At 45.3% G+C, this 19193-nt stretch carries 16 protein-coding genes and 1 other RNA gene; 15 read left to right on the top strand and 2 right to left on the bottom strand.

The genetic code is table 11. From position 1 onward, the window contains the following. Positions 1-18 precede the first annotated feature (18 nt). The 12 genes from NLX67_RS01805 (at position 19) to NLX67_RS01750 (ending at position 12910) form a co-directional block, all read left to right on the top strand. A complete protein-coding gene (locus NLX67_RS01805; protein WP_046178213.1) occupies positions 19-1047 on the top strand; it encodes a sugar-binding transcriptional regulator in 1029 nt (342 codons plus the stop codon). A 68-nt stretch (positions 1048-1115) separates the two neighbouring features. Next, positions 1116-2123: a type I glyceraldehyde-3-phosphate dehydrogenase gene (gap, locus tag NLX67_RS01800; protein WP_046178214.1), complete on the top strand. Its 1008-nt coding sequence runs from the start codon at positions 1116-1118 to the stop codon at positions 2121-2123. Between the two features lie 418 nt (positions 2124-2541). Further along, the gene (locus tag NLX67_RS01795; protein WP_254310135.1) at positions 2542-3723 is read left to right on the top strand and encodes a phosphoglycerate kinase; all 1182 of its coding nucleotides are present in this window, start codon (positions 2542-2544) and stop codon (positions 3721-3723) included. A 27-nt stretch (positions 3724-3750) separates the two neighbouring features. Continuing rightward, entirely contained in the window at positions 3751-4512 is a 762-nt protein-coding gene (tpiA, locus tag NLX67_RS01790; protein ID WP_254310134.1) for a triose-phosphate isomerase, read from the top strand. Then, positions 4505-6040: a 2,3-bisphosphoglycerate-independent phosphoglycerate mutase gene (gene gpmI, locus NLX67_RS01785; protein ID WP_046178217.1), complete on the top strand. Its 1536-nt coding sequence runs from the start codon at positions 4505-4507 to the stop codon at positions 6038-6040. Before tpiA ends, gpmI begins: the two co-directional genes overlap by 8 nt. A 15-nt stretch (positions 6041-6055) precedes the next feature. Beyond that, complete coding sequence (gene eno / locus NLX67_RS01780) at positions 6056-7351, top strand: phosphopyruvate hydratase (RefSeq protein ID WP_046178218.1); 1296 nt, start codon at positions 6056-6058, stop codon at positions 7349-7351. Between the two features lie 105 nt (positions 7352-7456). Further along, positions 7457-7693, top strand: coding sequence for a preprotein translocase subunit SecG (gene secG, locus NLX67_RS01775; RefSeq protein ID WP_375143337.1), 237 nt, complete (start codon positions 7457-7459; stop codon positions 7691-7693). 78 nt (positions 7694-7771) lie between these two features. Further along, a complete protein-coding gene (locus NLX67_RS01770; protein ID WP_046178219.1) occupies positions 7772-8518 on the top strand; it encodes an alpha/beta hydrolase in 747 nt (248 codons plus the stop codon). A 25-nt stretch (positions 8519-8543) separates the two neighbouring features. Next, on the top strand, positions 8544-10907 hold the full coding sequence (gene rnr, locus NLX67_RS01765; RefSeq protein WP_254310133.1) for a ribonuclease R: 2364 nt from the start codon (positions 8544-8546) through the stop codon (positions 10905-10907). Between the two features lie 18 nt (positions 10908-10925). Continuing rightward, positions 10926-11393: an SsrA-binding protein SmpB gene (gene smpB, locus NLX67_RS01760; protein ID WP_046178221.1), complete on the top strand. Its 468-nt coding sequence runs from the start codon at positions 10926-10928 to the stop codon at positions 11391-11393. Between the two features lie 106 nt (positions 11394-11499). Further along, positions 11500-11866: a transfer-messenger RNA gene (gene ssrA / locus NLX67_RS01755) on the top strand. 384 nt (positions 11867-12250) lie between these two features. Further along, positions 12251-12910 carry an acetyltransferase gene (locus NLX67_RS01750; protein WP_254310132.1) on the top strand — a complete coding sequence of 220 codons (660 nt, stop codon included), beginning with the start codon at positions 12251-12253 and terminating at the stop codon, positions 12908-12910. Between the two features lie 110 nt (positions 12911-13020). Here NLX67_RS01750 and NLX67_RS01745 read toward each other — a convergent pair whose 3' ends face one another. Together NLX67_RS01745 and NLX67_RS01740 are read right to left on the bottom strand one after the other, a co-directional pair. Beyond that, the gene (locus NLX67_RS01745) at positions 13021-14895 is read right to left on the bottom strand and encodes a polysaccharide biosynthesis protein (protein ID WP_254310131.1); all 1875 of its coding nucleotides are present in this window, start codon (positions 14893-14895) and stop codon (positions 13021-13023) included. A gap of 201 nt (positions 14896-15096) precedes the next feature. Further along, a complete protein-coding gene (locus NLX67_RS01740; RefSeq protein ID WP_046178224.1) occupies positions 15097-15426 on the bottom strand; it encodes a MerR family transcriptional regulator in 330 nt (109 codons plus the stop codon). Positions 15427-15609: 183 nt separating this feature from the next. Between NLX67_RS01740 and nirB the strand changes: the two genes are divergently transcribed. The 3 genes from nirB to cobA are packed head-to-tail and all read left to right on the top strand — an operon-like array spanning position 15610 to position 19121. Next, positions 15610-18021: a nitrite reductase large subunit NirB gene (gene nirB / locus NLX67_RS01735; RefSeq protein WP_254310130.1), complete on the top strand. Its 2412-nt coding sequence runs from the start codon at positions 15610-15612 to the stop codon at positions 18019-18021. 15 nt (positions 18022-18036) lie between these two features. Beyond that, positions 18037-18354, top strand: a complete 318-nt coding sequence (gene nirD / locus NLX67_RS01730; RefSeq protein ID WP_254310129.1) for a nitrite reductase small subunit NirD — start codon at positions 18037-18039, stop codon at positions 18352-18354. 17 nt (positions 18355-18371) lie between these two features. Next, on the top strand, positions 18372-19121 hold the full coding sequence (gene cobA, locus NLX67_RS01725; protein WP_254310128.1) for a uroporphyrinogen-III C-methyltransferase: 750 nt from the start codon (positions 18372-18374) through the stop codon (positions 19119-19121). The last annotated feature ends 72 nt before the right edge of the window (positions 19122-19193 follow it).

The following is a 19193-nucleotide window of genomic DNA, read 5'->3' as shown; positions in this document are numbered from 1 at the left end:
CGAAGAGGAGCGCGGGATATGAAACCGATTTTAAATATTCAACAGCAGCTCGTACCGGACCTGCTTGACATCATGCAAAAACGCTATCGCCTTTTGCAAGCGGTCAGGATTGCCGGGACGGCAGGAAGACGTACACTTGCCCAGTCACTGAGCATGACAGAGCGCGTTGTTAGAAGCGAAGCGGAGTTTTTAAAAGAACGCGGATTGCTCGATTTTAGCGCATCAGGCATGAAACTAACGGAAACGGGTATGGATGTGGTGAGAGAGCTGGAAGAGTTAATGCTTGAATTAAAAGGCATTGATTCAATGGTGGAAGAACTAAAGGCTCGCTACAACCTATCAGAAGCTGTTATTATCCCTGGTAATTGTGATGAATCGGCATTCGTGAAAAAAGCAATCGGTGAAGCGTGCGCAAGCCGCATAAAGAGCCATCTTAGCGGAAAGACTATCATCGCTGTGACAGGCGGCTCAACAATGGCGGAAGCGGCACGGACGATGAAACCGGATTTTGCAGAAGGAAAACACGTATTATTTGTGCCGGCACGAGGCGGAATTGGCGACGACGTCCGCAATGAAGCAAATACCGTCGCCGCATTAATGGCACACAATACAAATGGCACGCACCGTGTTTTGTACGCACCGGAGCGAATTAGCCCGGATGTACGCGAATCCCTTCTTCAAGAGCCGGCCATCCAAGAAGCTGTCAGTATGATCCAATCGGCAGACATCGTGCTTCATGGTGTCGGGAATGCGATTTCGATGGCGAAACGCCGAAAAACACCTGAAGCGGAACTTTCATTGCTGGAACAAAGTGAAGCGGTAGCAGAAGCATTTGGCTACTATTTCAACAAGGAAGGCGAAGTGATTCAAAAATTATCGACAATCGGCTTGAAACTGGAAGATTTACAGCATGCAAAAGTCGTCATTGCGGCAGCAGGCGGTGCATCAAAAGGGAAAGCGATTCGTTCTTATTTAAACGGGTCACCGAAGCTTGATATTCTTGTGACAGATGAAGCAGCCGCACGGGAATTACTTGAAGCACAATAACAACGCGAACATCCGGCAGTTCAAAATGGACTGACGGTTTGATAAACAATTTCAAGGAGGAAACACTCATGACAGTAAAAATTGGTATTAATGGTTTTGGACGTATTGGACGTAACGTATTCCGCGCAGCACTTAAAAATCCGGAAGTTGATGTTGTAGCAATCAACGACCTTACAGATGCAAACATGCTTGCACACCTTTTGAAATACGATACAGTTCACGGCACACTTGACGCAGATGTAACAGTTGACGGCGATACAATCGTTGTAAACGGCGAACGCGTAAAAGTAACAGCTGAACGCGATCCAGCGCAAATTCCTTGGGGAGCAAACGGAGCTGAAGTAGTTGTTGAATCAACTGGCCGTTTCACAAAACGTGCAGACGCTGCGAAACATCTTGAAGGCGGCGCGAAAAAAGTCATCATCTCTGCTCCTGCATCTGATGAAGATATCACAATTGTTATGGGTGTTAATGAAGATAAATACGATGCAGCCAACCACCAGGTTATCTCAAATGCATCTTGTACAACAAACTGCCTGGCTCCATTTGCAAAAGTATTGAACGACGAGTATGGCATCGTACGTGGTATGATGACAACTGTTCACTCTTACACAAATGACCAGCAAATTCTTGACTTGCCGCACTCTGACTACCGTCGTGCACGTGCAGCAGCAGAAAACATCATCCCAACTTCAACTGGTGCAGCGAAAGCCGTTTCTCTAGTGCTTCCTGAACTAAAAGGCAAATTGAATGGTATGGCAATGCGTGTTCCAACACCAAACGTATCTGTTGTTGACCTTGTTGTTGAACTTAAAGAGAATGTAACAGCTGAGCAAATCAATGCATCTTTCAAAGCAGCATCAGAAGGCGATATGAAAGGCATTCTTGCTTACACTGAGCTTCCGCTTGTATCAACTGACTACAACGGCACAACAGCTTCTTCAACGATCGATGCTCTTTCGACAATGGTAATGGAAGGCAACATGGTAAAAGTTCTTTCTTGGTATGATAATGAGAATGGCTATTCAAACCGCGTTGTTGACCTTGTTCAATACATCGCAGCAAAAGGTCTTTAATTAAAAACACGCTGTTTTTCAGGCTATAACTTGGAAATCAACAGTTCACCATCTATAATGAAAAGGTGAAACGGGGAGCGGGATACAATCCCTGCTCCCCTTTTTTTGTCTGTTCCATTATGTCTGGCTGTGGGCGTTAGAGGCTCAGGGGCTGCAGGATGCAGGTCACGAAAGCATTGCGACAGGACGTCGCGTTTTTAGCTTGTGTTCCGACTCTTGTGCCTGTCGCCTCTAAACAAACGCCCTCCGCTTTTCATTTGTGTCTAGCTGCAGCGGCTAGGCTCTAGGGCTAGAGGATGTAGGTCACGAAAGCGTTGCGACAGGACGTCGCGCTTTTAGCTTTTGATCTGCCCCTTGTGCTTGTCGAGCCTGGGCAAGCCGCTTCCGCTTTTCAACTAACGATATGGAGGTCTTTTACATGAACAAGAAAACGATTAAAGATCTGGATTTGAAAGGGAAACGCGTTTTTTGCCGTGTTGATTTCAATGTGCCGATGAAAGATGGGGAAGTGACGGATGATACACGCATCCGCGCAGCACTTCCAACGATTCAATATTTGTCTGAGCAAGGCGCGAAAGTGATTTTAGCAAGCCACCTTGGCCGTCCAAAAGGCGAAGTAAATGAAGAAATGCGTTTGACAGCTGCGGGCAAGCGTTTAGAAAAACTGCTAGGCCAGTCGGTTACGAAAACAGATGAAGCCTATGGTGAAAGTGTTAAAGGTGCAATTGCCGAATTAAATGAAGGCGGCGTTCTTCTTCTTGAAAACGTTCGTTTTTATCCGGGCGAAGAAAAAAACGACGAAAAGCTTGCGAAAGAATTCGCGTCACTTGCTGATGTATATGTTAATGATGCATTCGGTGCAGCTCACCGTGCGCATGCATCAACAGAAGGGATTGCGAAGTTTCTTCCATCGGCATCCGGATTTTTAGTGCAAAAAGAATTGGATGTACTCGGTAAAGCATTGTCTAATCCGGAACGTCCTTTCACGGCCATTATCGGCGGTGCGAAAGTAAAAGATAAAATCGGTGTAATCGACTATCTTCTTGATAAAGTAGATAACTTAATCATTGGCGGCGGACTTGCGTACACATTTGTAAAAGCTCTTGGCCATGAAGTCGGTAAATCACTTCTTGAAGAAGATAAAATTGATCTTGCTAAGCAATTTATGAAAAAAGCCGAAGACAAAGGCGTTAAATTTTTAATGCCAGTTGATGTCACAGTAGCAGACGATTTTGGCGAGCATGCCAATACAAAAATTGTGCCAATCAATGAAATCCCGGCTGACTGGGAAGCACTTGATATTGGTCCGAAAACAATCGAATTGTACGCAGAAACAATTAAAAATTCGAAGCTTGTGATCTGGAATGGCCCAATGGGTGTATTTGAACTAGATAAGTTCGCAAACGGCACAAAAGGTGTCGCACAGGCACTGGCTGATTCAGGTGCATATTCTGTCATCGGCGGCGGCGATTCAGCGGCAGCTGTTGAGAAATTTAACCTGGCAGACAAAATGAGTCACATTTCGACTGGCGGCGGTGCAAGTCTTGAGTTTATGGAAGGCAAAGAACTTCCGGGCGTAACAGCACTGGACGACAAGTAATTTATAGAGTTGAAGGGAGATTTTTTCATGCGTAAACCAATTATTGCAGGAAACTGGAAAATGAATAAAACGCTTGGCGAAGCACTTGAATTCGCAAACGATGTAAAAGGAAGAGTACCATCTTCAGAGAAAGTCGACAGCGTAATCGGTGCACCGGCACTATTCCTTGGCCAGCTCGTTGAAGCGGCAAAAGGAACAGAATTGAAAATCAGCGCTCAAAATGCTCACTTTGAAGACAACGGTGCATTCACAGGCGAAACAAGCCCGAAATCATTGTCCGATCTTGGTGTAGAATATGTGATTATAGGTCATTCAGAACGCCGCGAATTATTTAACGAAACAGACGAGTCGGTTAACAAAAAAGCGAAAGCCATTTTCAATCATGGCATGACACCGATCATTTGCTGCGGTGAAACATTGGAACAGCGTGAAGCGGGCGAAACGAACGCATTCGTTGCCGGCCAAATTAAAGCGGCACTTGAAGGCTTGTCTGAAGAGCAGGTAAGCAATTCTGTTATCGCTTATGAGCCAATTTGGGCGATTGGAACAGGCAAATCGTCTTCATCAAACGATGCAAACGAAGTATGTGCAGAAATTCGTGAAACAGTTCGCGGTCTTTATTCAGACAAAGCAGCTGATTCTGTCCGTGTTCAATACGGCGGCAGTGTAAAACCTGAAAACATTGCAGAATACATGGCTCAGCCAGACATCGACGGTGCACTTGTCGGCGGCGCAAGCTTGGATGCAGCATCGTACCTTGCACTTTTGGAGGCTGTCAACAATGGCTAAAGGACCGGTTGCGCTCATTATTCTCGACGGGTTCGCCTGCCGGGCTGAAACGAGCGGAAATGCGGTCGCGCAGGCAAATAAGCCAAATTTCGACCGTTACTGGAATCAATTTCCGCATTCTCAGCTCATAGCAAGCGGGGAAGCAGTCGGTTTGCCAGACGGGCAGATGGGCAATTCGGAAGTCGGCCATATGAACATCGGCGCCGGCCGTATTGTGTATCAAAGCTTAACACGTATTAACATTGCGATTCGTGATGGTGAATTTTTTGATAACGAACAATTTTTAAAAGCTGCTGCTCACGCGAAAGCAAATGGAACGGCTTTGCACTTGTTCGGCCTGCTGTCGGATGGGGGCGTACATAGCCATATTGAGCATTTAAAAGCCTTGCTCCAATTTGCGAAGAATCAAGGCCTTGAAAAGGTATACGTTCACGCGTTTCTCGATGGACGTGATGTTGGACCGAAAACAGCAAAGAGCTACATTGAAGATGTGCAGGCAAAAATGGATGAGCTTGGTGTCGGACAGTTTGCGACAATTTCCGGACGCTACTATGCGATGGACCGCGACAACCGCTGGGACCGTGTTGAAAAAGCATACAGCGCAATTGCGCAAAACGACGCACCGAAGTTTCATGATCCGTTAGAAGCACTGGAAGCATCGTATGCAACCGGTGTGTATGATGAGTTTTTTGTTCCAACCGTTATTACGAATAAAGAAGGTCTTCCTGTTGCAAAAGTACAGGATAACGACGCGGTTATTTTCTTTAACTTCCGTCCGGACCGGGCCATTCAGTTGGCAAATGTCTTTACAAACGAAGACTTCATGGGATTTGATCGCGGCGAGTTCCGTCCGAAAAACTTGTTCTTCGTTTGCATGACACCTTATTCGGAAACAGTGAAAGGTGTCATCGCGTATAACAAAACAGATTTATCAAATACTGTCGGAGAAGTATTGGCTAACAACAACCTTCGTCAGCTCCGTATTGCAGAAACAGAGAAATACCCACATGTTACGTTCTTTATGAGCGGCGGACGTGAAGGAGAGTTTCCAGGTGAGAAACGCATTTTGGTCAACTCGCCGAAAGTAGCAACGTATGATTTGCAGCCGGAAATGAGCGCATATGAAGTAACGGACGCGTTACTTGCGGAAATCGAAGGCGACAAGCAGGATGCAATCATCTTAAACTTTGCTAATCCGGACATGGTAGGCCATTCTGGAATGCTGGAACCGACCATTAAAGCGATTGAAACAGTTGATGAATGCCTCGGGCGGGTAGTAGACTTAATTTTGTCAAAAGGCGGAACAGCGATCATTACAGCCGATCATGGCAATGCTGATGAAGTCACAACAATTGAGGGAAATCCGATGACAGCTCATACGACAAACCCAGTACCAGTGATAGTCACAAAAGAGGGCGTAACACTGCGTGAGGGCGGTATTTTGGGCGACTTGGCACCGACGATTCTTGATCTATTGAACGTAGAACTGCCAGTTGAAATGACTGGAAAAACATTAATCCAACAATAAGGGAGAGACAAAACTATGCCAGTAATTACAGACATTTATGCACGCGAAGTACTTGATTCACGCGGAAATCCAACAATCGAAGTAGAGGTATATACAGAGTCCGGTGCATTCGGACGCGCAATGGTTCCATCAGGTGCTTCAACAGGCGAACATGAAGCAGTTGAGCTTCGTGATGGCGATAAAAGCCGCTATCTTGGCAAAGGTGTCGAGCAGGCTGTGAAAAATGTAAACGAAGTAATCGCACCGGAAATCGTTGGCAGCTTCGTTGTAACAGATCAAATCGGCATCGACAAAGAAATGATCGAGCTTGACGGTACAGAAAACAAAGGGAAACTCGGTGCAAACGCAATTCTTGGTGTGTCAATGGCTGTTGCACATGCAGCTGCAGATTACCACGGCGTCTACCTTTATGAATATCTTGGCGGTGTAAACGGCAAGCAGCTTCCAGTTCCAATGATGAACATTGTAAACGGCGGCGAGCATGCGGATAACAACGTTGATATTCAAGAATTCATGGTTATGCCTGTAGGTGCAGCTACATTCAAAGAAGCGCTTCGCATGGGAGCGGAAATTTTCCACAATTTGAAAGCAGTTCTTCAGGCAAAAGGCTTGAACACAGCAGTGGGTGACGAAGGCGGATTTGCACCAAACCTTGGTTCAAATGAAGAAGCTCTTCAAACAATTATCGAAGCAATTGAGCGTGCTGGCTACAAGCCAGGTGAAGAAGTGAAATTGGCAATGGATGCCGCATCTTCAGAGTTCTACAACAAAGAAGACGGCAAATACCATCTTTCAGGCGAAGGCGTTGTAAAAACTTCAGCTGAAATGGTTGACTGGTACGAAGAAATGGCTAACAAATACCCAATCATCTCAATTGAAGACGGTTTGGACGAAAACGACTGGGATGGCCACAAATTGTTGACAGAACGTCTTGGCGATCGTGTTCAGCTTGTTGGTGATGACTTGTTCGTTACAAACACAAAAAAATTGTCTGAAGGCATTAAAAACGGCGTAGGAAACTCAATCCTAATCAAAGTAAACCAAATCGGTACATTGACAGAAACCTTCGATGCGATCGAAATGGCAAAACGTGCAGGCTACACAGCGGTTATCTCTCACCGTTCAGGTGAAACAGAAGATGCAACAATTGCAGACATCGCAGTTGCAACAAACGCTGGACAAATCAAAACAGGTGCTCCGTCGCGTACGGACCGTGTGGCGAAATACAATCAGCTTCTTCGTATCGAAGACAATTTGGCTGAACTTGCACAATACCTTGGCAACGACACGTTCTACAACTTGAAAAAATAATGATGCATCTGAAGCCCGGCGGCCGCCGGGCTTTTTTTGCGCAGGCAGGAAAAGTATGTTATAATACAGTCATCTATATGTTCGTCTTTAATGGAGGTAAACCACATGTTGCATACAGTGCTTATCGTACTGCTCGTGATTGTGACGATTTCGCTTATTGCGGTCGTTTTGCTGCAATCTGGGAAAAGCACGGGACTTTCCGGCGCTATTTCCGGCGGTGCAGAGCAATTATTCGGGAAACAGAAAGCGCGCGGCATTGATCTTGTGCTGCACCGCATAACGGTCGTCCTGTCCGTATTGTTTTTCGTTTTAACCATTGCACTCTCTTATTTTGATTTGTAATAAAAAAGGCGATTCGGCTGAATCGCCTTTTTTTGTGCCTGTAAGGCTCTTAACAGAAAAAAGAAAGGATCGATCAACTTGAAATTAACACTGCCACAACCATTTACATTTGAAGCAGGAAAGCGGGCCGTGCTGCTTTTGCATGGCTTTACCGGAAATTCATCCGATGTGCGCATGATTGGGCGCTTTCTTGAGAAAAATGGATATACATCACATGCGCCTCACTATAAAGGGCATGCGGTTCCGCCGGAAGAATTGGTCAAAACCGGTCCTGAAGATTGGTGGAAAGATGTGCAGGACGGCTACAATCACCTCATCGATCTCGGCTATGAAGAAATTGCGGTATGCGGGTTGTCGCTTGGCGGTGTTTTTGGGCTGAAACTCGGTTATACTAAACCTGTAAAGGGTATTATTCCAATGTGTGCCCCCATGTCGATGAAAGACGAGCAGACGATGTACAACGGGGTAGTGGAATATGCACGTGGATTTAAGAAATTTGAAGGGAAATCCGCTGATGTTATTGAAAAAGAAATAGAAGCGTTTAAACAAACACCGATGAATACGCTGCATGCGCTCCGCGACCTTGTACAGGATGTCCGCAGTCACATTGACCACATTTATGCGCCTGTATTTGTTGTTCAGGCACGCCAGGATCAAATGATTGACACGAACAGCGCCAACATTATTTTTGAAAATGTCGAAACAGATGAGAAACAATTGAAATGGTACGAACAATCCGGCCATGTCATTACACTTGATAAAGAAAAAGAGCAGCTGCACGCAGACATTCTCACATTTCTTGAACAGCTTGACTGGACGGTGTAACCTTGGCAAAAGGAGGCGGGTCATAATGGACCAGCACATAGAGAAAATCGTTGAACGATTATTGACGTATATGAAAGAAGAATCGTATAAGCCGATGACGGTACAGGAGCTTGAAGAAGTACTCGGCATTGAAGGATCAGAAGGATTCCGGGATTTTGTTAAGTCACTCGTCTACATGGAAGAACGCGGTCTTGTCGTCCGGACGCGGGCAAATCGGTACGGTCTGCCTGAAAAAATGAACCTTGTACGCGGAAAAATTTCCGGCCATGCAAAAGGTTTTGCGTTTTTGCTGCCGGATGAGAAGGATATGGACGACGTATTCATTCCACCACATGAAACAAATGGCGCGCTGAATGGTGACGTTGCCCTTGTGCGTGTCACGAAAGAAGACGAAAGCGGAACGCGTCGTGAAGGCACGGTCGTCCGTATATTAGAACGCGGTCAAACAGAGGTGGTCGGCACGTTTGTCGATAAAAAAAGCTTTGGTTTTGTGGAAACGGACGACAAAAAATTTACAGCCGATATTTTTATTCCGATAGAAAAAACAGCCGGCGCGATCGACGGGCATAAAGTGGTTGTCCACATTACGCGCTGGCCGGAAGGAAGACAGGCAGCGGAAGGCGAAGTAAAAGAAATTATCGGGCATAAAAATGATCCCGGTGTCGACATTATGTCGATCATTTACAAGCATGGCCTGCCACAGGAGTTTCCGGATGATGTGCTTGAACAAGCCAACGCCGTGCCGGATCAAATCGATCCGAAAGACATTCAAAACCGCCGCGATCTTCGCGAGGAAGTAATCGTGACCATTGATGGTGCAGATGCAAAAGATTTGGATGATGCGGTAACAGTGACAAAGCTTGAAAATGGCAACTACAAGCTCGGTGTTCATATTGCCGACGTTAGCCATTACGTAACGGAAAACTCCCCGATTGACCGGGAAGCATATGAACGTGGGACGAGTGTTTATTTAGTTGACCGGGTAATTCCGATGATTCCGCATCGTTTGTCAAATGGCATTTGTTCATTGAACCCAAAAGTGGATCGCTTAACACTGTCGTGTGAAATGGAAATTAATGGGTCGGGCGAAGTCGTCAACCATGAAATTTTTGACAGTGTCATTCGGACAACGGAACGTATGACATATTCAGATATAAATAAAATTTTAAACGATAAAGATGAAGAATTGCGTGCGAAATACGAGCCGCTCGTGCCATTATTTGAACGAATGGAAGAGTTGGCAGCGGTTTTGCGTCAAAAACGGTTTGACCGGGGTGCGATTGATTTTGACTTCAAAGAAGCAAAAGTTATTGTCGACGAAGAAGGGCATCCAACTGATGTTGTTATTCGTGAACGTTCTGTTGGGGAAAAGCTCATCGAAGAATTTATGTTAGCGGCGAATGAAACGATTGCTGAGCATTTTCATAGGATGGATGTTCCATTTATTTATCGGATTCACGAAGACCCGAAAGAAGACAAATTACAGCGCTTTTTTGAGTTTTTAACGAATTTCGGCTTGAACGTAAAGGGAACAGCGAATTCTGTTCACCCGCGGGCCTTACAGGAAATTATTGAAAATGTAAAAGACACACCGGAAGAAACAGTTATTTCAACTGTCATGCTTCGATCAATGCAGCAGGCGAAATATAACGCAGACAGCTTAGGTCATTTTGGTTTGGCTGCCGAGTTTTATACGCATTTTACCTCGCCAATCCGCCGGTACCCGGATTTAATCGTTCATAGACTGATCCGTACGTATTTAGTTAATGGGGATCTCACTCAGCCGACACAAGCAAAATGGGATGCGCGCCTTCCGGAAATCGCTGATCATACGTCAAGCATGGAGCGCCGTGCAGTCGAGGCGGAGCGGGATACAGACGAACTGAAAAAAGCGGAATATATGCTTGATAAAATTGGCGAAGAGTACGATGGTGTCATTAGCTCAGTGACAAACTTTGGGATGTTTGTTGCGCTTGAGAATACGATTGAAGGACTTGTCCACGTTTCGTATCTGACGGATGATTATTACCGTTATGATGAACGGCATTTTGCGATGATTGGCGAACGGACCGGCAATGTATTCCGAATTGGTGATGAAATCACGGTGCGTGTCCGCGATGTCAATAAAGAAGAGCAGTCGGTTGATTTTGAAATTGTGGGCATGATAAAGCAGCGCCAGCGTCCAAAACGCATGGACGGAGCAGCCGAAAAAAAACCGCGCAGCCGCGGTAAAAAAGCACAATTGTTAAAAAAAGATGACACGCCGTCGAAAAAACCAGCACGTCCGGATATAAAAGAGGGCAGCGGCGAATGGTCAAACCAGCCGCAAAAGAAAAAGAAAAACCGAAAGTTTTACGAAGGAATTCCGAAGAAAAAGAAGCGCAAGTAAGAAAGTGAGGACCCACCAATGCCAAAAGGAGAAGGAAAAGTGCTCGCGCAAAATAAAAAAGCGCGCCACGATTACTTTATCGAAGAAACGTACGAAGCAGGCTTGGTGCTGTTAGGAACAGAAATTAAAGCAATCCGTGCGGGACGTGTGAATTTAAAAGATTCATTCGCCCGCATTCGGAACGGCGAACTATTTGTTCACAACATGCACATCAGCCCATACGAGCAAGGAAATATCCATAATCATGAACCGCTCCGCACGAGAAAGCTTCTTTTGCATCGGAAGCAAATTAATACACTCATCGGTGAAACAAAAGAAGCGGGCTATTCCATTGTTCCATTAAAGCTTTATTTAAAAGATGGTTATGCCAAGCTGTTGATCGGACTTGCAAGAGGGAAAAAGAAATATGACAAGCGTGAAGATCTGAAGCAAAAAGAAGCAAAACGCGATATGGATCGTGCTTTCCGTGATCGTCAAAAAGGTTGAGAAGCTAATCTATTTATGTTATAATAGATTCTGTCACAATGAAGCAATCTTGCTTCGAACGATACCTTCAAGCGATGTTCTGATGTAAAGAACAGCTTTTCCTAACGGGGACGTTACGGATTCGACAGGGGTAGTTCGAGCCTGGGCTGCGGGTCAGAGGGTCGGCTCTGTCAAAACGCACTTGCCTATAATAACTGGCAAACAACAAACACAACTACAAGCTGCCTAATTAACTTTAGGTTAGCCTGTGCTCCTCCCGCTGTTGTCCGTGCAGTCGGGTAAGGGGCCCACTTTCAGCGGACTACGCTCGATTCCTCCGTCTGGGGATGACAGAAGAGACTAATCAGACTGGCCGATCCAAACGCCTGCTGTGCGGCAGATGGACCGGCGAGACTCAAATAGCATAGCTACACCCGTAGACGCTCAGGTGCCGTTATCTTTGGACGCGGGTTCGACTCCCGCCGTCTCCATACATGTATGGAGCACACAAAAAAGCCTTGCAAATTTTGCAAGGCTTTTTTGTATTTAGATAGAGCATTTCAAAGCCTATATTCAATCATTAAACCATGAATAAAAAGCCGGTATACAGCAGAAATCTCTGGCATGTATCAGATTTTCAGAAAATTACAATTAGCGGAAGGAAGTCATTGAAAAGAAATGGGCTGCATACATTTATAAAACAGTCCGCAAAGAACTTATTTGAAAAAGAAAACTAGAAATTTGCTTTATTGAATAATCATTCTTTTGCCTATTCCCTTGGTTAGAATATATGTTAGGGAAAAATACGATTTTTTGCCATCTATGCTGCATCAATTGAAACAATTTTAAAAAGAATTGAATAGCTGGGGGTGATTTGAATGAAAAAAATCATCATTATTGGTGCAGGGGGGCATGCAAGTGTTTTGATAGATGCAATCGAAAAAGAAAAGAAATATTCAATATATGGAATTATCGATCCAGTCCGTCCTGTTAATACAATTATTTATGGATACCGGGTCATTGGAACAGAAGGTGTGCTGCTGCAAATAAATAAGCACATTCACGGGGGGATCGCTGCGATCGAAGATAACTGGAGCCGGAAAAAAATGATTCAAACCATTCAGGCACTTGTCCCTAACTTTTCATTTATTTCATCTATTCACCCATCAGCGTATGTCAGCAGTGATGTCAAAATAGGAGATGGAACGATTGTTATGGCCGGAGCTGTCATTAATCGGAATACGATTATTGGAGAGCAATGTATTGTCAATACGAATTCCTCTGTTGATCATGACTGCATTTTGGGTGATTACGTCAGCATTGCACCGGGAGCAACACTTGGAAGGCAGGTAAAAATAGGCAACAGTGCGGTTATTTCGTTAGGTGCCAATGTCATTCACTCGATCCGCATTGGCGAACATACTATTATTGGAGCGGGCTCTACTGTCTTGAAAAACATAGACCCCTACAGTGTCGCATACGGGACACCCGCGAAAATAATCAGGTCCAGAAATCAAGAAGACAGCTACTTATCATGAGTAAAGAGAATGTCTGAAAAAAGCAAGGATAGGGAAAGTGGAAAAATTCTATTTGCTGCAAAGAAAAAGCAGCGCATCACCCACCGGTTCGATGACTGGAAATAAAATACTCATGAAGTTCGATGCTGGTTCACTTTATAGGAAAAAGAATCAATCTGATAAGCGGGTACGATTTCTTTTAGAAGTTTCTTTATTTCATCATTTCTCTGTTCTGCTCCAGGCGAATAAACGAGGTTTTCCAGCTGGCGGATCCAAAGCAGTATATCCATTTCAGTTAAATCAGCCGGTTTTGCCACATAAATAAGTTCATGTTTGGATGCCATATTGCCTTCTTCTGCTGTAAATAATTCTTCGTGCAATTTTTCTCCCGGGCGTATTCCTGTATAACAGATGTGAATGTCTTTATCCGGTGTCAGGCCGGACAGCGTAATTAAATTTCGGGCTAATTCACTGATTTTGACCGGCTTGCCCATATCGAGAATGAAAATTTCTCCACCCTTTGACAAAGCCCCTGCTTGAATGACAAGCTGCACAGCTTCTGGAATGGTCATAAAGTAGCGGGTCATATCAGGATGTGTGACCGTAACCGGCCCGCCGCCTTGTATTTGTTTTTTGAATAAAGGAATGACACTGCCCCTGCTTCCAAGCACATTCCCGAATCGCACGGCGACAAAGTTAGTATCGCTTTTTTGATTCAGGTTTTGAATGATCAGCTCTGCGATTCGTTTTGTTACACCCATGACGCTCGTCGGGTTCACCGCTTTGTCTGTTGAAATTTGAACGTACGTCTCAACATTGTATTGATGAGCACATTCTGCCAAATGTTTTGTGCCGAAGATGTTATTTTTAATTGCTTCGGTCGGGTTATGTTCCATTAAAGGCACGTGTTTATGGGCGGCAGCATGAAATACAACCTGAGGGCGGTGAACAGAGAAGATATGCTCCAGCCGATTTTTATCTTGAATATCGGCGATAAGTGCTTTAACAGAGAGGTTTGGACATAATTGTTCAAGCTCTTTTTCAATTGTATATATACTATTTTCTCCATGACCGAGCAGGAGCAATTGTTTTGGTTTAAAAGAAGAAATTTGCCTGCAGATTTCTGAACCGATTGAGCCGCCTGCTCCGGTAATTAAAACCGTTTTTTCTTGTACATAATGAGAAATACTGAGAACATCTAATTGAATAGGCGGCCGGCCGAGCAGATCTTCGACGTTTACTTCACGAATCATATTCAGCGTAATACGGCCGTTAATAATATCCGTGATCCGCGGCAGAATTTTCACATCTACACCGCTTTTTTGGCACGCTTTAACAATCTTGGTAATGTCGCTCCCCGAAGCAGAAGGGACTGCAATGACAGTCATTTCTATATTGAATTTTTTGATGACTCTTTCAATGTCCCGGCTTGTGCCGGCGACAGGCATATTTCTGACATGAAGGCCCAGTTTTTCTGGATCATCATCGATAAAGGCCACGGGATACAGAGATGAGTTAACAGATTTTTTTAGTTCTTTTACGACTAAAATACCTGCACTGCCGGCGCCGATAATTAATGTTCTTTTCCCTTTTTTATTGAGCATACCCTTGTTTTCATTGATGGACCATAAAATAAGGCGTGAAAATAAGAAAGCGAACAATGTCACGGCCCACGTCATCAAAAGAAGAGAGTGGGGTAAGCTGACCATATTCCATTCAGAGAAAAGAAGGTGAAGGGTACCGGCTGTGATAAGCGTGAACACAAAACTTTTACTGATGACCTTCGTTTCACCCATACTAGCAAAACGCCATAAATGACGGTAGTGGCGGAACAAATGAAATCCGACAATCAATGTGGTCCAAAACAGCAGGAAGATGTAAGTAATTTCATATAGGGTAATGTTTCCGTTGTTTTCATAAAAGATAAAGCAGGAGCTGATGACAGAAATAAATACGATCATGGAATCCATTAAAAGCGCTAGTGCATATATTTTGTTTCGACTCATAAAAACACCCCCCCTTCAATTCTTTTTATTTTCTTTACTGTATATGAATGCAGAGAAGGGAATGTGATGAAATTTCTAAAAAATGGGAATTAGCCTAGTGGAGAGAAGAAGAAACTGAAGTTAAAACAAGAGCGAAAACTTAATAAACGTAAAAAAGAACTTGCGGGGACGAGGCAAGTTCTTTTTTATAGGTGAATGATATTATTTTCTCATGTTGTTTTGAATGCCAAAGCGTGCATTCAGCTGTCCTTTGATCATGCTCCGCTTTAGTTTTTCCTGATCTGGCTTTTTCTTCATTTCCTGCCTGATTTCAAATGTTCGTACACCATCTTCCATCTGATTGGCGATATCCATTAACGTTTCCACATCACCAAAAGAATATTTTCTCGTTCCGCGCTGGGAACGATCAGGGAAAATGAGCTGTCGTTCTTCATAATAGCGGATTTGACGCTCGGATAGACCAGTCAGTTCGCTAACAACGCCGATCGTAATGACCTTTTTCGCTTTATAACTTTTTTCTTCTTCTGTCATAAGATCACCTCGAAATGGGATACATTCACTATTATATATTACTTCCGGAAAATATGTAACAAGTTTATGTTATGTTTTCTTACAATTAAACTTTTGTGTTAGATTATATAACATTTATCATGACTACTTCTTTTATGTCTCTTATAATCAACACTATCAACAGCCACCAAGGAGGATGTTCAGATGACAAAAGAAAAAATCGTATTAATCGGAAATGGAATGGCAGGTGTCCGGTCTATTGAAGAATTGCTGAAAATCGATCCGAACCGCTTTCATATCACTATTTTCGGTGAAGAGCCTTATCCAAATTATAATCGTATTCAATTGTCCAAAGTTCTCCAAGGGGACACGACGATTTCTGATATTACATTAAATGACTGGAATTGGTATGAAGACCACAACATCCAGCTTTACCCGGGAGAAAAAGTAACACGGGTGGATACGGAAAACAAATTGGTTCACACAACGAAAGAGCGCGCGGTTGCATACGACAAGCTTATTATCGCGACCGGCTCACTTCCATTTATCATTCCGGTGCCAGGCCACGAAAAAGAAGGCGTGACGGCATTCCGTGACATTAAAGACTGTGAAAAAATGATCAACACGTCGAAAGAATACAAAAAAGCGTCTGTCATCGGCGGCGGCCTTCTCGGCTTGGAAGCGGCGCGCGGCTTACTCAATTTGGGAATGGACGTCAATGTGATTCATCTTGCGGAATTTTTGATGGAGCGCCAGTTGGATGGAACAGCTGGAAAAATGCTTCAAAAAGAACTGGAAAAGCAGGGTATGACGTTTTTAATGAATAAGCAGACAGCGGAAATTCTAGGAGAAGATCGGGTAGAAGGCATCAGGTTTGGAGATGGGGAGCAAATTGAAACGGATCTTGTCGTCATGGCCGCGGGTATTCGGCCGAATACTTCCCTTGCAAAAGAAAGCGGCATTGCTGTCAACCGGGGGATTCTCGTCAATGATTATATGGAAACAAACACCCCGGACGTTTATGCGGTCGGCGAATGTGCGGAACACCGCGGAGTCGTTTATGGATTAGTCGCCCCGCTTTATGAGCAAGGAAAAGCAATGGCCGCACATATTTGCAATGAGCCGCCAGCTGGATACGAAGGCTCTGTCTTATCCACTCAATTAAAAGTGTCAGGCGTTGACGTGTTCTCGGTTGGTGAAATCGTGGAAGACGAAGAAACGAAAACAATCAAAATATTTGATGACTGGAAAGGCATGTATAAAAAGGTTTTAATCCGTGATGGGAAAATGGCCGGAGCTGTTCTGTTTGGCGATACGAGCGAAGGAAACAAGCTGCTTCGCCTTATTAACAAAAAAGCGGATGTAGAGGAATACATCGGGGCGGCGGAAGAAGCGGCCAGCGGCACAAGTCTGGTCGCGTCCATGGATGACAGCGAACTGATCTGCGGCTGTAACGGTGTGTCCAAAGGCGACATTGTCTGCGCCATTAAAGAAAATGGCTTAACGACTGTGGATGAAGTAAAAGGCTGCACAAGTGCGTCGCGTTCATGCGGCGGCTGTAAACCGCTTGTGGTCGATCTTCTTGCCGATACACTTGGCGATGGGTTTGACACCTCTACTCAAAAAGAAGCCATCTGTGGCTGTACGATACTTTCACGCGATGAAGTCGTGGAAGCAATTCGGGAAAAAGGCTTGTCGCATACACGTGAAGTGATGAATGTGCTCGGCTGGAACACAGACGGCGGCTGCTCGAAATGCCGTCCGGCGCTGAACTACTACCTCGGCATGATTAAGCCGACAGAATATGAAGACGAAAAAGAATCCCGCTTTGTCAATGAGCGCATGCATGGCAACATTCAAAAAGACGGCACGTATTCGGTTGTGCCACGGATGTATGGCGGTGTCACCTCAGCGGAGGACCTGCGGAAAATTGCCGATGTCGCCGATAAATACAGCGTGCCGCTGATTAAGGTAACTGGCGGCCAGCGGATTGATTTGTTCGGGGTGAAAAAAGAAGACCTGCCGGGCATGTGGGCGGACCTGGATATGCCATCCGGCTACGCATACGGGAAAACACTCCGGACTGTAAAAACATGTGTCGGCGAAAGCTTCTGCCGATTCGGCACCCAGGATTCCATGAGTTTGGGTGTCCGGATGGAAAAGAAATTTGAGCGCATTGGCACGCCGCATAAATTTAAAATGGCGGTTTCCGCCTGCCCGCGCAACTGTGCAGAATCGGGCATCAAGGATCTCGGTGTTGTTGGTGTGGACGGCGGCTGGGAACTTTATGTCGGCGGTAACGGCGGCACGCATTTACGAGCGGCTGACTTATTCTGTAAGGTCAAAACCGATGAAGAAGTGATGGAAATGATTGGCGCATTCATGCAATATTACCGAGAGGATGCCGTTTATCTCGAACGGACATCGGTTTGGGTAGAGCGTGTCGGGCTGGATCACATTAAAGAAGTGCTGGCTGATAAAGCGACACGGGACGCACTAAATGCCCGGATTGATGAGGCATTGTCTGTCACGAAAGAGCCATGGAAAGAAGTTATTGACAGCGAAAAAACACGCAAAGAATTATATGAAACTGAACTCGTCAGCGCGACAAAATAAAAGGGGGCCGTGAACATGGAAAAAGTAATGGAAAAGGTGCGGATCGCCTCGATTCAGGATCTGCCGGAGAAAATGGGCAAAACTGTTCGGATTGGGGAGCTGGAGCTGGCCGTCTTTAAACTGGGAAATGGAAAGGTAAGAGCGATTGAAAACCGCTGTCCGCATAAAGGAGGCGTACTCGCTGAAGGAATTGTCAGCGGCGAGCACGTTTTCTGCCCGATGCACGACTGGAAAATCTGCACGACCGACGGCCAGGTGCAGGCACCGGATGTCGGCTGTGTCTCAACGTATAAAGCGGTAGTTGAAAATGACGACGTGTTTCTATTGATCTAAAAAGGAGGCGGACCAAGATGGGGGCTGTATATATTGTAGGAGCAGGACCGGGCGACCCGGAACTGATTACCGTAAAAGCACTGAAAGCGATCCGGAAAGCGGATGTGATTTTATACGACCGACTGGTCAATAAAGAGCTGCTGGATGAAGCGAAGCCATCGGCGGTCCGCGTCTTTTGTGGCAAGTTTCCAGGCAATCATATTATGACGCAGGACCGGATTAACCGGCTGCTTGTGAAATTCGCCTCAAAAGGGAAATGTGTCGTCCGGTTAAAAGGCGGCGATCCCTTCGTGTTCGGCCGCGGCGGTGAAGAAGCAGCGTATGTGAGAAGCTTCGACATTCCGGTTCAGGTGATTCCCGGCATTACAGCCGGCATCGCCGCTCCAGCGTATGCGGACATCCCGGTGACGCACCGCGAATACGGCAATTCATTTGCGGTCGTCACCGGCCACCAAATGGACGGCAAACAAGAAACCGACTGGGCGCAATTGGCAACCGCTGTCGACACGATTGTCATTTATATGGGCATGAAGAATCTAGCCGGCATTGCCGAGGCCCTCATACAGCATGGCCGGAGCGGTGCAACGATGGCAGCGGTTATTGAACAGGGTACAACCTCTGCACAGCGTGTCGTGACTGCACCGATCAGCCACATTGCAGAAGAAGCCCGGAAGCAGAAAGTAGGAAATCCAGCGGTCATCGTAGTCGGAGATGTGGTCAATTGCCGCAAGCAGCTGCAGCATGAAATGGCTGCTGCTGCATATTAAAAGTAAATCCGTTGACTCGCCATTGTTTGTGCTGTACCATTATCTTTAATTCGAGATAATGAGCCGAGAAGG

The sequence above is a fragment of the Domibacillus sp. A3M-37 genome (assembly GCF_024213455.1).
GTDB classification, from domain to species: domain Bacteria; phylum Bacillota; class Bacilli; order Bacillales; family Domibacillaceae; genus Domibacillus; species Domibacillus tundrae.
The sequence above is the reverse complement of the archived record's forward strand: the minus strand, read 5'-3'. Positions and strand labels throughout refer to the sequence as shown.

Excerpts from the sequence above, each read along its gene's own strand:
- NLX67_RS01745 (WP_254310131.1), bottom strand. The coding sequence starts at position 14,895 with ATGAGTCGAAACAAAATATATGCACTAGCGCTTTTAATGGATTCCATG.
- eno (WP_046178218.1), top strand. The coding sequence starts at position 6,056 with ATGCCAGTAATTACAGACATTTATGCACGCGAAGTACTTGATTCACGC.
- NLX67_RS01805 (WP_046178213.1), top strand. The coding sequence starts at position 19 with ATGAAACCGATTTTAAATATTCAACAGCAGCTCGTACCGGACCTGCTT.
- secG (WP_375143337.1), top strand. The coding sequence starts at position 7,457 with ATGTTGCATACAGTGCTTATCGTACTGCTCGTGATTGTGACGATTTCG.
- nirD (WP_254310129.1), top strand. The coding sequence starts at position 18,037 with ATGGAAAAAGTAATGGAAAAGGTGCGGATCGCCTCGATTCAGGATCTG.
- smpB (WP_046178221.1), top strand. The coding sequence starts at position 10,926 with ATGCCAAAAGGAGAAGGAAAAGTGCTCGCGCAAAATAAAAAAGCGCGC.
- tpiA (WP_254310134.1), top strand. The coding sequence starts at position 3,751 with ATGCGTAAACCAATTATTGCAGGAAACTGGAAAATGAATAAAACGCTT.
- nirB (WP_254310130.1), top strand. The coding sequence starts at position 15,610 with ATGACAAAAGAAAAAATCGTATTAATCGGAAATGGAATGGCAGGTGTC.
- gpmI (WP_046178217.1), top strand. The coding sequence starts at position 4,505 with ATGGCTAAAGGACCGGTTGCGCTCATTATTCTCGACGGGTTCGCCTGC.
- rnr (WP_254310133.1), top strand. The coding sequence starts at position 8,544 with ATGGACCAGCACATAGAGAAAATCGTTGAACGATTATTGACGTATATG.
- cobA (WP_254310128.1), top strand. The coding sequence starts at position 18,372 with ATGGGGGCTGTATATATTGTAGGAGCAGGACCGGGCGACCCGGAACTG.
- gap (WP_046178214.1), top strand. The coding sequence starts at position 1,116 with ATGACAGTAAAAATTGGTATTAATGGTTTTGGACGTATTGGACGTAAC.
- NLX67_RS01750 (WP_254310132.1), top strand. The coding sequence starts at position 12,251 with ATGAAAAAAATCATCATTATTGGTGCAGGGGGGCATGCAAGTGTTTTG.
- NLX67_RS01795 (WP_254310135.1), top strand. The coding sequence starts at position 2,542 with ATGAACAAGAAAACGATTAAAGATCTGGATTTGAAAGGGAAACGCGTT.
- NLX67_RS01740 (WP_046178224.1), bottom strand. The coding sequence starts at position 15,426 with ATGACAGAAGAAGAAAAAAGTTATAAAGCGAAAAAGGTCATTACGATC.